The sequence below is a fragment of the bacterium genome (assembly GCA_027622355.1).
Lineage (GTDB): Bacteria > UBA8248 > UBA8248 > UBA8248 > UBA8248 > JAQBZT01.
Genome location: JAQBZT010000053.1, coordinates 1 through 12,365 on the forward strand (window position 1 = coordinate 1; position 12,365 = coordinate 12,365).

15 protein-coding genes, 1 tRNA gene and 1 pseudogene are annotated in these 12,365 nt (G+C 65.5%); 8 read left to right on the forward strand and 9 right to left on the reverse strand.

The window, feature by feature from the left end; genetic code table 11:
- Positions 1 to 507: Arm DNA-binding domain-containing protein (locus tag O2807_04905; GenBank protein MDA0999844.1), on the reverse strand; the 507-nt coding region annotated here is incomplete at its 3' end.
- Positions 508 to 660: 153 nt separating this feature from the next.
- Here O2807_04905 and O2807_04910 point away from each other — a divergent pair.
- The 5 genes from O2807_04910 (at position 661) to O2807_04930 (ending at position 4,230) form a co-directional block, all read left to right on the forward strand.
- A tRNA-Lys gene (locus tag O2807_04910) sits at positions 661 to 735 on the forward strand.
- 202 nt (positions 736 to 937) lie between these two features.
- Complete coding sequence (locus O2807_04915; protein ID MDA0999845.1) at positions 938 to 1,810, forward strand: haloalkane dehalogenase; 873 nt, start codon at positions 938 to 940, stop codon at positions 1,808 to 1,810.
- 33 nt (positions 1,811 to 1,843) lie between these two features.
- The gene (locus O2807_04920; protein MDA0999846.1) at positions 1,844 to 2,731 is read left to right on the forward strand and encodes a DMT family transporter; all 888 of its coding nucleotides are present in this window, start codon (positions 1,844 to 1,846) and stop codon (positions 2,729 to 2,731) included.
- A gap of 22 nt (positions 2,732 to 2,753) precedes the next feature.
- Positions 2,754 to 3,473, forward strand: a complete 720-nt coding sequence (locus O2807_04925) for an enoyl-CoA hydratase/isomerase family protein (GenBank protein MDA0999847.1) — start codon at positions 2,754 to 2,756, stop codon at positions 3,471 to 3,473.
- Between the two features lie 46 nt (positions 3,474 to 3,519).
- The gene (locus O2807_04930) at positions 3,520 to 4,230 is read left to right on the forward strand and encodes a WbqC family protein (GenBank protein MDA0999848.1); all 711 of its coding nucleotides are present in this window, start codon (positions 3,520 to 3,522) and stop codon (positions 4,228 to 4,230) included.
- Here O2807_04930 and O2807_04935 read toward each other — a convergent pair.
- The 4 genes and pseudogenes from O2807_04935 to O2807_04950 form a co-directional block, all read right to left on the reverse strand.
- The gene (locus O2807_04935; protein MDA0999849.1) at positions 4,227 to 5,033 is read right to left on the reverse strand and encodes a flagellin; all 807 of its coding nucleotides are present in this window, start codon (positions 5,031 to 5,033) and stop codon (positions 4,227 to 4,229) included. The two genes, O2807_04930 and O2807_04935, sit on opposite strands and share 4 nt — an antisense overlap.
- A gap of 182 nt (positions 5,034 to 5,215) precedes the next feature.
- On the reverse strand, positions 5,216 to 5,638 hold the full coding sequence (locus O2807_04940) for a TIGR03618 family F420-dependent PPOX class oxidoreductase (GenBank protein ID MDA0999850.1): 423 nt from the start codon (positions 5,636 to 5,638) through the stop codon (positions 5,216 to 5,218).
- Between the two features lie 182 nt (positions 5,639 to 5,820).
- A complete protein-coding gene (locus tag O2807_04945) occupies positions 5,821 to 7,350 on the reverse strand; it encodes a YifB family Mg chelatase-like AAA ATPase (protein MDA0999851.1) in 1,530 nt (509 codons plus the stop codon).
- Between the two features lie 157 nt (positions 7,351 to 7,507).
- Positions 7,508 to 7,621: pseudogene (locus O2807_04950) on the reverse strand (ATP-binding protein).
- Positions 7,622 to 7,842: 221 nt separating this feature from the next.
- Between O2807_04950 and O2807_04955 the strand changes: the two are divergent.
- The 3 genes from O2807_04955 (at position 7,843) to O2807_04965 (ending at position 9,612) form a co-directional block, all read left to right on the forward strand.
- Entirely contained in the window at positions 7,843 to 8,247 is a 405-nt protein-coding gene (locus O2807_04955; GenBank protein MDA0999852.1) for a hypothetical protein, read from the forward strand.
- Positions 8,248 to 8,344: 97 nt separating this feature from the next.
- Positions 8,345 to 8,767, forward strand: a complete 423-nt coding sequence (arfB, locus tag O2807_04960) for an alternative ribosome rescue aminoacyl-tRNA hydrolase ArfB (protein ID MDA0999853.1) — start codon at positions 8,345 to 8,347, stop codon at positions 8,765 to 8,767.
- Between the two features lie 5 nt (positions 8,768 to 8,772).
- On the forward strand, positions 8,773 to 9,612 hold the full coding sequence (locus tag O2807_04965) for a DUF1194 domain-containing protein (GenBank protein ID MDA0999854.1): 840 nt from the start codon (positions 8,773 to 8,775) through the stop codon (positions 9,610 to 9,612).
- Between the two features lie 12 nt (positions 9,613 to 9,624).
- Here O2807_04965 and O2807_04970 read toward each other — a convergent pair whose 3' ends face one another.
- Genes O2807_04970 through O2807_04985 form a run of 4 tightly spaced genes read right to left on the reverse strand, consistent with a single transcriptional unit; the run spans position 9,625 to position 12,250 of the window.
- Entirely contained in the window at positions 9,625 to 10,104 is a 480-nt protein-coding gene (locus tag O2807_04970; GenBank protein MDA0999855.1) for a VOC family protein, read from the reverse strand.
- Positions 10,105 to 10,144: 40 nt separating this feature from the next.
- Entirely contained in the window at positions 10,145 to 10,537 is a 393-nt protein-coding gene (locus tag O2807_04975) for a Rid family hydrolase (GenBank protein MDA0999856.1), read from the reverse strand.
- Between the two features lies 1 nt (position 10,538).
- On the reverse strand, positions 10,539 to 10,934 hold the full coding sequence (locus tag O2807_04980; GenBank protein MDA0999857.1) for a RidA family protein: 396 nt from the start codon (positions 10,932 to 10,934) through the stop codon (positions 10,539 to 10,541).
- Positions 10,935 to 10,993: 59 nt separating this feature from the next.
- Positions 10,994 to 12,250, reverse strand: coding sequence for an MFS transporter (locus O2807_04985; GenBank protein MDA0999858.1), 1,257 nt, complete (start codon positions 12,248 to 12,250; stop codon positions 10,994 to 10,996).
- Between the last annotated feature and the right edge of the window lie 115 nt (positions 12,251 to 12,365).

The window sequence follows — 12,365 nt, forward strand, 5'->3', positions numbered from 1 at the left end:
GAACATCTTTGAGAGGCAGGCGATCATCCTGTTCGCCTGGACGGGGGCCGTCTCCCCCTTCCTGCGGTGGAGAGCCTGGATCTCCCGCCGGGTGAGGGAGGAGAGCTTGCGGCGCCCCAGGCGGGCCTTGGCGTAGGCGATGAAGCGGAGGTCCTCCTTCCCCGAGCGCTTGCGGGGGAGGTGGACGCGCTCATACTCGCGCGCCAGGTCCTCGAAGGTGGGCTCCCGGCGCCCCCTCTCCCGCTCGGCCAGGGGGTCGATCCCCTTCCGGATGGCCGCCTTGAAGTCGCCCGCCTCCTTCCGCGCCTCGTCCGGGGGCATCTCTTCGCCGTGGCGGCCGATGGTGATCCGCCGCTGGCGCCCCTTGTGGCGGTAGTCCAGGACGTAGGACTTCACCCCGCCGGAGGTGACGCTCATCCCGAAGCCCGGGAGGGCATCGTCCCAATAGAACCTCTTCCCCGCCCGGGGAACCGGCAGGGCATCCACGGTGCGCTTGGTCAGCTTCATGGGCTCTCTCCTCCCCCGCCTCGGGCCCCCATCCGGGGGCTCCCTGGTCAACACCTGGTCAACACCTGGTCAACACTCAGCGTCACCTTAGGGGGTATTCTATCATACTCAAGGAAAGAACATGCATTGATTTTTAAGGGGTTGTCGTACTAGAGGAAGCTAGGGGAAACGTACTCCCACGGACTCTTAATCCGTAGGTTCGGGGTTCGATTCCCCGGCGGCCTACCAAAAAATGTTTGGAAGGATCGGCGGCTCGCGCGGCTTCCGATCCTTCTTTTTTGAGGCGTCATTTTCCGCCGAATTGTCTGCCGGGCCGTCCCTGTGTATTTTAAGGTCCGCGAATCATTCTTTTTTTCGTCCGGAGATGAGGGCATCCGGTGCGGCAGATGTCTTTTCCCGCGAATGTTTTCAACATCTGGGAAGGGAATCCATGATCAATCCGAAGATGCGGTACGAAAAAAAGAAGGTGGAAGTTCTCGGCAAGAAGATGGCCTATGTGGATGTGGGCGCGGGCGACCCCATCGTCTTCTTTCACGGGAACATCACGTCCTCCTTCATGTGGCGGAACATCATCCCCCACGTAGAGGGCATGGCGCGCTGCATCGCGATCGACAACATCGGCCAGGGCGATTCGGACAAGCTCGCGGGATCGATGTACCGCCTCGCCGACCATCAGCCCTACACCAACGGCCTCCTCGAGGCGCTCGGGCTCAAGGAAAACGTCACCATCATGATGCACGACTGGGGCGCCCAGCTCGGCCTCACCTGGGCGAACGCTAACCGCGGCGCGATCAAGGGCATTGCCTACATGCAGGGAGTGATGGGGAACTTCGAGTGGAGCCAGTGGCCCGAGGATGTGCAGAAGCTCTTCCGGCGTTTCCGCTCGGAAGAGGGGGAGGAGCTGGTCCTCCAGCAGAACTTTTTCGTCGAAAAAATCCTGCCCGCCATGGTGCTTCGCGAGATCACCGAGGAGGAGCACAACGAATACCGAAGGCCCTACCGCACCCCCGGGGAGGACCGCCGGCCGACGCTCACCTGGCCGCGGGAGATTCCCATCGAGGGCTATCCCGCCGACACGCTCGAAGTCATCGAGCGGAACAACGCCTGGATGCGCGAGAATGATCTGCCCAAGCTTTTCATCAACGCAGAGCCGGGCGCCGTTCTCGTCGGGAAGCACCGCGAGATGGTCCGCCGGTTCCCGAACCAGACCGAGGTCACCGTCAGCGGGCTGCACTACATCCATGAGGATTCCCCGGATGCGATCGGAAAAGCGCTGGCGCAATGGTACAAGGGCCTGGCCTAGTCCGATGAAAACGCGGGAGCGTTCTTCGCCAGCGTGCCCCCCGCCGCGGGGGGCCTTCCGGCGTTGATCTCCCCCGCCATCCTTTTCGCGATCCTCTCCATGCTTCTCATGGGGCTGGTGGATTTCCTCTATGGCCGGGTCGCCCGGCAGAACATCTCCATCGCCACGGTGTGGTGCTGCCAGGCATTGGTGGTGACTCCGGTGACGGGGATCTGGGCCTATCTCGAGGGCAACTACACGTGGAGTCTGCTCTCGCTCTTGGGCGGGGTAACGTCCGCGCTGTTCTTCATCGGGTTCTGGACCTTCCTGCAGAGCGTCCGGCACGGCGAGATCGGCGTCAGCACTCTGATCTACCGGATCAACTTCGTGATGACGGCGCTCTTGGCCGTGGTTTTTCTCGGCGAACCCGTCACACTTCTCAAGGGGGCGGGCTTCGCCCTGGCGATTCTGGCCATCTGGATGATCGCCGAGGTGCGGCTTTCCGGCCGGGGAGGGTGGCGGATCAGCCGCCGGTCCATCCTGTGGGCGCTGGTGGCGATGTCGGCGTTTGGCGTTCTGAATATCGTGTTTAAAATCGGCGTTTCCACGGGGCTCGCCCCGACGATGTTCATGCATGCGAATACGCTGTTTTTCACAACGCTCGCCTACCTTTATGCTTGGAGAGTACAAGGCGGGCCGCGATATTCCTGGGTGGGGTGGCGCTACGGAGGCGTGGTGGGCTTCGCCCTCCCGGCGGCGGCCATCTTTCTCCTGGAGGCCATGAAGCGCGGTGAGGCCAGCGTCGTGACGCCCATCTCGCAGCTGAGCTTTGTCGTCAGCATCTTGATGGCGACCATATGGATGGGCGAGCGGCTCTCCCTCCGCAAGCTCATGGGGCTTTTGCTGGCGCTGGGGACCATCGTGGTCTTTGCGGCGGCCTGAGATTTGAAGGAGATTTTCGCGAATGGGATACATCCGGTATGAGAAGAAGGGCAGCCTCGGGCGGATTACGCTCGGGCGGGCCGAGGCGTCGAACCGCCTCACGTTCGAGATGATGGACGAGCTGACCGCGCTCCTGAAGGAGGCGGGCGAGGGGTGCGCCGTGGTGTTTCTGGCCGCCGAGGGGGCGGATTTCTGTGCCGGCCGCGAGAGCGTCCGCGGCGGGGAGACCCCGCCCCTCGATGTGATCCGGGGGCGCTTCCGCAAGATCGTCGAGATGAACGATGCGCTCGAATTTTCCCCGGCCGTGACCGTTGCGGCCCTCCGGGGGCGGGCCTTCGGGCCGGGCGCGGGCCTGATCAGTCGGACGGATATCGTCCTGGCCTCCAGCACGGCCCGCCTCGCCTTTCCCGAGATCCGTGAGGGATTTCCGCCGACGGTGGTCATCAGCCACCTGGCCCGGAAGCTCGACCGCCGGGCCGGATTTGAAATGGTGGCGACCGGCCGGGAGATTGACGCAGAAGAGGGTCTCCGCATCGGCATGGTGAACCGCGTTCTGCCGGATGCCGATCTCGACGCGGCGGCCGAGCGGCTATGCCGCGAGCTTCTGGAAGCGGGCGAGGAGAGTCTCCGCACGACGAAGGCATTCTACCGGTTCGCGGAAACCGCCCGGCCCGAGGCCTCGGCCGATCACGCGGTGAACGTCATCGCCGCGGCCATTCACTCGAAGGGAAACGTGGGGTAGCCGATTCCGCTCGGGCCGTGCGCCGCTGCCCCGGAGAGAAACCGCCATGATCGTCTCCATCCACCAGCCTGCCTACCTCCCCTGGCTGGGATATTTCCACAAAATCCTGCGCTCGGATGTGTTTGTGCTTCTCGACACGGTTCAGCTGGAGAAGAACGGCTACACCAACCGCAACCGTATCCGCACTCCCTCCGGCGTGCAGTGGCTCACCATTCCCCTCCGGATGAAAGGGCACACCGGAAAGACCATCGGCGAGATGGAGATCAACACCGCCGTCGCATGGATGAAAAAGCACATCCGCACGCTGGAGCAGGCCTACGGGAAACGCCCTTTCTATCCGGCGCATGCCCCGGAAGTGGAGGCCCTGATCGATGCGGCGGGCGGTTCGCTGCTGGAATTTCTCCGGAAGATGCTCTCCCATTTCCTGGAGACGCTGGGGATGGCGGAGAAAAAAATTATTCTCGCCTCCGAGCTGGAAGCGAAAGACCACCGCTCGGAACTCCTCCTCGCCATCTGCCGGGAGATCGGTGCGGACGCCTATCTCTCCGGCGCGGGCGGAAGGGATTATCTCGACGTGAAGCTGTTCGAGGATGTGGGGGTGGAGGTTTTCTTTCAGGATTTTCGGCATCCCGAATACGATCAGGGCTACGCGGATTTCGCGCCGAGCATGTGCATTCTCGATTCGCTTTTCAACATCGGGGCGGAAGAGACGGTAAAGCGGCTCGCGGAGAGCGGGGGGATGTCGGCGCCGGCCTAGGCGATGGCGAGCAGGTTGTTGCCGCCTGCGCTCCGGCCGCCGCCCGGGCTCAGGAGGCGGAGTGCGTTCTGGGCGTTGGTGTTCGCCTGGACGAGAACGGCTATGTTTGCCTGCTGGAGGATCCGGTTCCGGGCAGCGTTGGTGGTCTCCTCGGCGAAATCCGCGTCGCGGATGCTGCTCTCGGAAGCCGTAAGGTTCTCCCGCTGCACGGAGAGGTTCTGGATGTCCGCCTCGAAGGTGTTCTGCTGGGCCGCGCCGAGCTCGCCCTGGAAGCTGGTGAGATCGCTGATCGCCGTGTCCACGATGGCGAGCGCCTGGTTCGCCCCCTCGGCCGTGGTGACGTCAATGCCCTGAAGGCTCTGCACCGCCGCATCCACGGTGGAGGTGTCCACCCCGAGATCCGCCCCGTTCACCTCGCCGAGGGTGCGGGTGATGGACTCGATGGAGGAGGCCACCTGGGTCTGGCCCGCCTGGCGGGCCACGGCGTTCCCCGCGCCGGTGTTGGCCGATGCGAGGGCTTCGTTGCGGATGCCCCGGAGCTGGTTCACCGCCTCGCCGAATCTTCCCTCCGCCGTCCGGAAGGTGTTGAGCTTGCTCTCGGCCGCCTGGATGTTCTCGGTCAGCCCGCCGATCTGGGCCCGCAGGTTTTCGCTGATGACGAGGCCGGCCGGATCATCCGCCGCGCGGTTCACCCGCAGCGCCGAGGAGAGCCGCTCGTTGCTGCGCTCGAGGGCCCGCTGGGTGTTCGACAGCGTGCGCGCCGCGTTCAGTCCCGCGATGTTCTGGTTGATCCGAAGGCCCATGCCCCATCTCCTTCAAGCAGATTCCTTCAAATCCCTGATTTCGGAATCATCCTGATTTTACCAAAAAGCGGGTGGGGAAAACCAATGCCCTTTCTCTGCGTATCGGCGCCGGATCGCCCCCGTAAAGTAAGGCAAATCACACTTCGGGCGGGTTTTCCCGGAAACGCGAGGGCGCGGCCCCTCTACCGAATCTGGCCATACACCCTTTGGGGCGGGACGAGGACGGCGACACCTCCCTGGTCCACCATCGCGCGGTCGTACTCCTCCCAGTCGGGGTGATCCGCGTCCCCGCAGGCGCGGTAGACCTCGCGGAGAAGCACCCGCAGCTCCTCGGCGTCCGTGTCGCCGTAGCCGAACAATTTCGCCTGGCCCTCGATGCTGACCCAGCTGCGCCAGCTTTCCGCCACGCAGAGCACCGTGCAGCGCGGGTCGCGGCGCAGGTTTTTGAGCTTTTTCGATTTGCCGCGCACGATCACGAACGCCGCCTGGTTCTGATACGCCCCGCAGACGACGATGCTGGCGTGGGCGGCCCCGTCGGGCTGGTAGGTGGTGATGACACCCCGGTGGTTTTTCTCCATGAAGGGACGCGCGGTTTCAAAATCCATGATGTCCTCGCTGGATGGGCACGCGCCGCGTTAAGCGCAAGGCGGCGCGGCGCGCGGAGAGTGAGAGCGCCCGCGGGGCGGCGAAGCGCATATCTTGTGCCGCAGGAATTCCAAGTTTCCAAAATACGCTTTTTTCCGCTTTTTCCAAAGTGGTGGCCAAAGTGGCGGCGCGGCGGGCCCCCCTAGATCGGCCGATCGAGGCTGCGGTACTGGATGGCCTCGGCGACGTGGGCGGGGGCGATGGTCTCCGCCCCGGCGAGGTCGGCGATGGTGCGGGCCACCTTGAGGACGCGGTGGTAGGCCCGGGCCGAGAGGCCGAGATGCTCGACGGCGCGCTCGAGGAGCTTTTTCCCTTCTCCGTCTGTTCGGCAAAAGCGCGCGATGCCCTCCGGCCCCATGTGGGCGTTGCCGTGGACGCCGGGGGTGTCCGCAAAGCGCGCCCGCTGAAGCTCCCGCGCCGCCTCGACCCGCGCGCGCACCGCCTCGGAACTCTCCCCCGTGGGGTCTTCGGCGAGTTCCTTCCACCTGAGCCGGGGGACGTTCAGGTGAAGGTCGATCCGATCGAGAAGGGGGCCCGAGATGCGCGAGCGGTAGCGGGCGATCTGCTTCGGGGTGCAGGCGCACGCGCGGGACGGATCGCCCAGGTGGCCGCAGGGGCAGGGGTTCATCGCCGCCGTCAGCATGAAGCGGGTCGGGAAGGTGAGGCTCGCCTGCGCGCGGCTGATCGTGAGGCGGCCCTCCTCGAGGGGGCTGCGCAGGCTCTCGAGGACGTTCTTGCGGAACTCGGGCAGCTCATCGAGAAAGAGCACCCCGTTGTGGGCGAGGGAGGCCTCCCCCGGCAGCGGAATCGTCCCGCCGCCCACCATGCCCGCGTCGCTGATGGTGTGGTGCGGCGCGCGGAAGGGCCGCGCCGCGACCAGGGCGTGCGCGGGCCCGAGCTTGCCGAGCACGCTCCAGACCTGGCTGGTCTCGATGGCCTCCTCGAGTGTCAGGCGGGGGAGGATGGAGGGGAGCCTGCGGGCGAGCATGCTCTTTCCGCTCCCCGGGGGGCCGATCATGATGAGGTTGTGGCCGCCCGCCGCGGCGACCTCGAGGGCGCGCTTGGCGTGGTGCTGGCCGCGGATGTCGCTGAGATCGGTTGTGGGGGCGTGCCCGTTCTGCCCGTTCGCCGCGCCCGCCGCCTCGGCGGAGATGGCGACCTCGCCCCTGAGGAAGCCCACCACCTGGGGAAGGGTGTGGACCGGGTAGATCGGAAGCCCGTCCACCACGGCGGCCTCGGCCGCGTTCTCGGCCGGGAGGACGAGCCCCGCCAGCCCCATCCGCTTGGCGAGGACGGCGATGTTGAGCGCCCCGCGCACCGGCTTGAGGGCGCCGTCGAGGGCGAGCTCGCCCAGATACATCATCCCGGGCCGCTGCGCATCGCGCGGAGCCGCGCCGTTCGCCTCGAGGAGCCCCAGCGCGATGGGCAGATCGAAGGCGCTCCCCTCCTTGCGCATGTCGGCGGGCGAGAGGTTAACCGTGATGCGCCCGAGGGGGTAGACAAAGCCCGTGTTCGAGATGGCGGCGCGGATGCGGTCCTTGCTCTCTTTCACGGCCGCGTCGGGGAGGCCCACCGTCGCGTAGGCGGGGAGCCCGCCGGCCAGGTCCACCTCGACATCGATCGGATGGGCGTCCACCCCGAGGACGGCGGCGGAGCGGGTTTTCGCCAGCATGATGTCCCTCCTGTTGAAGAAAAAGGCCGGCTGTTGGAGAAAAAGACCGACAGCGAATATAAGACGAAATGATACACGAAAAAACAGCGAAATCAACTCTTCATTTTCTGGCCGGGAAAAAGGCCCGGCCGGTGGGGGTTTTCGGCAAGGACCGCGGGATAGAGGGGAGCCTTCGGGCGAGCATGCTCTTTCCGCTGCCGGGGGGACCGATCATGATGAGATTGTGGCCGCCCGGTGCGGCGGCCTCGAGCGCCAGCCGGGGATGCCGGCGCCGGTGCACGAAAAAATCCCGCAGTATCGCGCAGCATCCCGCAAAACTCTCCATCGGGCTTCTTTTTGCCTCTTTTTGGAAAGGCGGCCTCCATCCCATCCTTCCCCCGTGGGGGGGGAAGGGGCCAAGGAAGACGGCCCACACACACTCGGCCGCCCCCGGGCGCACTCCGGCCCCCTTTTTGGATCGGCGGCGGGCCGCCCTCGAGACCACTCTCGCACATGCGGCGGGGGGCACCGGGGCAGGAAATTCGCGGAACGCGCGGCCGGCTGCCGGCGCACCCTGGCCGGGTGCTCCCCTTCGAGGCGATCGCCGGGGCGCACCGTTGCATGGAGGAAAACCGGGCGTGCAGCAAGATGGCGGTGCGGGTCACGGACGAGCCCATCAACGCGAATCCGGCGGCGGCTGTCACGGCCAGGACCGCCACGATGATGATGGTGAGACCGAGGCCGGACTTCATCGCGCCCTCCCTCATGGACTGCGGGGACGAGGTGAAATCCCCGGCCACCCTTCCCGGGATTTCTGCCCGCTCCCCTGCAGAGCGGATCCGGGAAAAGCGCCATCCGCTGTTTTGGGGAAAGCGGGAAAAGCCGTCATTCGAAAAGGATGGGATAGTTCAATATTAATGATGAAAAGGGTTTTTCACGGACGCTCCCGGGTGCCCGTGATATAATTCCGGGGGCTGCCGGGTTTCTCTTCGAGGACCCGCGCCAGGGAGGCGCCATGCTCGTCGTCAACCGCCGGATACATATCCCTCTCCGCGAGTTTCATTTTCAGTTCGCCCGCAGCGGCGGCGCGGGCGGCCAGAACGTGAACAAGGTGAACACGAAGGCCATCCTCCGCTGGGCGGTCTCGGGCTCGCCGAGCCTCCCGGCGGATGTGCGCGATCGCTTTTGCGAGCGCTACCGGCGGCGTATCACCCGGGAGGGTGAGCTCGTTCTCGCGAGCCAGCGCTTCCGCGATCAGGGGCGCAACGTGGCCGATTGTCTCGAGAAACTCCGCCAGCTCATCGAGGAGGTGGCGACTGCGCCCAAGCGAAGGCGCCCCACCCGGCCGACGAAGGCCGCCAAGGAGCGCCGCCTGGGTGAAAAACACCGCCTTTCCGAGAAGAAAAAGCGGCGCGGACACATTCGGGGGGAGGAGTAGATGCCATGAAATGGCGGGTTCTTCTGGCGGGGCTTCTTCTCGCGGGGTCGCTGCTGCCCGCCGGCGCATATCCGGCGGCGGAGGCGCAGGTGGATGTCGATCTGGAGCTTCTTCTCGCCGTAGACATCTCGGGGAGCATTGACGAGGAGGAGGCGGCGCTCCAGCGGAAGGGCTATATCGCCGCCATCCGCTCGGGGGCGGTCCTCTCGGCCATCCGCTCGGGCCGCCTGCGGCGCATCGCGCTCGCCTACGCCGAATGGGCGGGGGAGGGCTTTCAGCAGATGTTGGTGGACTGGCGCATCGTGAAGGATGAGGTGAGCGCCCAAGCCTTCGCGAAGGCCCTTGCCGCCGCTCCGGTCGGGGTCGGTCCCTACACTTCCATCAGCGGGGCGATTGAATTCGCCGTGCCCCTGTTCGCCGCGAACCGCTTCCGGGGCGCGCGCCGGGTGGTGGACATCTCGGGCGATGGCCCCAACAACAGCGGCGGACCCGTCACACCGGCCCGCGACCGGGCGGTCCGGGCGGGTGTGACCATCAACGGCCTGCCCATCATGAACAACCGGCCGAGCCGCTTCGGCTTTATGCCGATGCCGGACCTCGATCTCTACTACCGCGAGTGCGTCATCGGCGGCCCGGGCGCCTTCATCATCGTGGCGAAAACTTTCCGCGATTTCGCCCGGGCCATCCGGCGAAAGATGGTGCTCGAGATCGCAGGCAGGCGGCCGGAGGATGGGAAGAAGGCGCGCTTCGTGCCCGCCGCCGCGCCCCGACGGGGGCTGCGCCCCGCGCCCGCCTGCGATGTGGGCGAGCGGAGGCTGCGGCAGCGGCTCCGCGATTTGTACTGATCGGCCGGGCGGCTACGCTTCTTCGCCGAACATCATGATGTCGCAGTAGATCTCGATGTAGTTCCCGTCCGGATCGGTGATGTAGAAGGCGCGGTTGCCGCTTCCTTTCTCGAAGCCGTCCCCCTCGATGCCGTGGACGAGGGGGCCGTACTTGATCTCCACCCCGCAGCTTTTGACGTGTTCGATCGCCTTGAGCCACTCCCGCCGATCGGGAACCTCGTAGGCGATGTGCTGGAATCCGGCTTTCCGCTCCTCGAGGGAGTTTTCCGTATCGGGGTAGAGGCTGGGCGCGCCCTCGGGGGCCTGGAAGAAGACCACCTCGTGGTGGGTGCGATCGCACCGCAGGAAGACGCAGGCGCCGCCCGGCACCTTCGCGCCGGGGCCATCGCGGCTGGTGACCTTGAAGCCGAGGACGCTGGTGTAGAAATCCTCCATCCGCGCGAGATCGCGGGTCCAGAATCCGATGTGTCCGATCTTGTTTGTCTTGAACATCTCGCACCCTCCTGACTCCCCCGGAGTTTTCCGGATGGCCTCAGCGCCCCTCCACAACGGCCATGGCCTTGATCTCGAGCATCATGTCGGGGTGATCGAACCCCTTGACGGTGATGAGGGCGCTCGAGGGGCAGACGCTCGGAAAAAACTCGCGCCGGACGGCGACGTATCGATCCGAAAGACGCGGATCGGTGAAGAAGGTCGTCATCGTCACGATGTCCTCGATCTTCCCCCCCGCCTTTTCGAGAATCCCGCCGATGAAGCGGAAGGAGGCGCGCACCTGCTCCTCGAACTTTCCGGCGAGGGGCGCGCCCGCCTCGTCTTTGTATCTTCCCACCCCCGCGATCCAGACGATCTTTCCGCCCGCTGTCGCGACCGCGTCGGAGTAGCCGCGGGTTTCGGTGTCCTGCCCCGAGAATTCCCTGCGCTCCATCCTATTCGTCTCCGATGACGCCGATGCCCTTGATCTCGATCAGCATGTCGGGGTGATCGAGGCCGGCCACCGTGATGAGCGCGCTCGAGGGATAGTTTCCGCTTGGGAAGTATTTTTTCCGAACCTCGACGAACCGATCCGAGAGCCGGGTGTCGGTGACGAAAACCTCCATCGTGACGACATCCTCGAGGGTGCCGCCCGCCTGTTCCATCACTTTGGCCATCCGGCGGAAGGTGGCGTCGGCCTGGGCGATGAAATCACCGGCGAGGGAGTTGCCGTTTTCATCGGTGTGCGGGGCAAAGCCCGCGAGCCAGACGATGCGCCCGCCCTTTGTGACGACGGCGGCCGAGAACCCGCGGGACTTTGTGGCGGGGCCTTCAAAGTATTGACGGGGCATGGATTCCTCCTGTCGATGGGATGCCTGTCTTCGATCGGATTCGGAAGGCCTTTATTCTCTCACCGCGGCGAAGCGCCCGCCACCCCTTCTCCGCGGGCGAGGGGTACCACTATCAGGGCGGCCGCCGCGATGAAGGCGGCGCAGAGGAGCGCCATCGTCTCCAGCCGCACTCCCCGGTCGATGAAGAAGCCCATCATGACGGGGGAGAGCGCCGTGGCGAAGACGGTGCACGAGGCGGCGAGGGCGCGGATCGCCCCGATGTGGCCGGTGCCGTAAATCTCCGCCCAGACGGCGCCCCCGATCGTGAAGTTCATCCCCATCGAGAGGCCGAAGGCGAACATGTAGATGAACGCGATGTTCGGATGATCGGAGAGCGCAATCGAGAGCATCGAGACGGCCATCGGCAGGAGAAAGAGCGGGAGGAGCCGCCTCGCCCCGATCCGATCGATCAAGGGTCCCGAGAAGAGCGCGGCGGCGACGGTGGTCACCGAATACACCATGAAGGTGCCCGCCAGATAGGCCAGGGCCCAGCCTTTCGACTGGGCGAGATGGGCGCCGTGGAAGAAAAAACCCGTCGAGATGAACGAAGGGGCCATCATCGAGGGAAGAATGAGATAGAAGCGCAGATCGCGCACCACATCGCGCCGGGTCCAGGCGCGGGCGGGGGGCGCGCTTTTTTCTTCTCCGGGGGCGGGGGGCGTTTGCCGCTGTCCCTCCAGGTAGCGGCGGTGGCGCTCGGGGTGCCCCTTCAGGAGCCAGAGCGCGAGCGGTATCAGGAGGAGCACCAGGGCGCCGCCCGTCGCCAGCCAGGTTTCCCGCCATCCCATCCGGGCGATGGCGTAGACGGCGATGAAGCCGAAGATTCCCTGCCCGAGCGGATTGCCGAAGGTGGCCACGCTGATCGCCTTTCCGCGGTCCTTGTCGTAGTAGCGCGCCATGGAGGTGATGGCGGTGTGGGTCATGAGGCCCTGCCCGAAGAACCGCAGGGCGAAGATGACGAGGTAGAGCACCGCGATGTGCGGAACGAACCCCATGATCAGGGTGGCGAGGGCGAGGCCGCCGCAGACCAGCGCCGTGTAGTGGCGCAAATCGAGATGGTCGATCATCCGGCCTGCCCAGATCAGGCAGGCGGCGCTTGTCAGGGTGGCCAGCGAGTAGGTGAGGCCGAAGCCGCCGTGGGTCAGCGAGAACGCGCCGCGGATCTCCGCGCTGAAGATGCCGATGTAGTAGGTCTGCCCGAACGCCGAAAAAAGCGTGAGCGCGAAGCCAAAGGCGAGAAAGCGCCGCTGGGCGATGAGGAAAGAGAGGTAGTTCAACAAATGTCCTGGCTTTCCTCCCCCCCGCGGCGCGGGGCCGCAGGGGGGAGGGGCAATGTTTCGGGTTTACCGGGTTCTGCCGGTGGTGGTGTCGAGGGCGTGCACGTCGGTCACG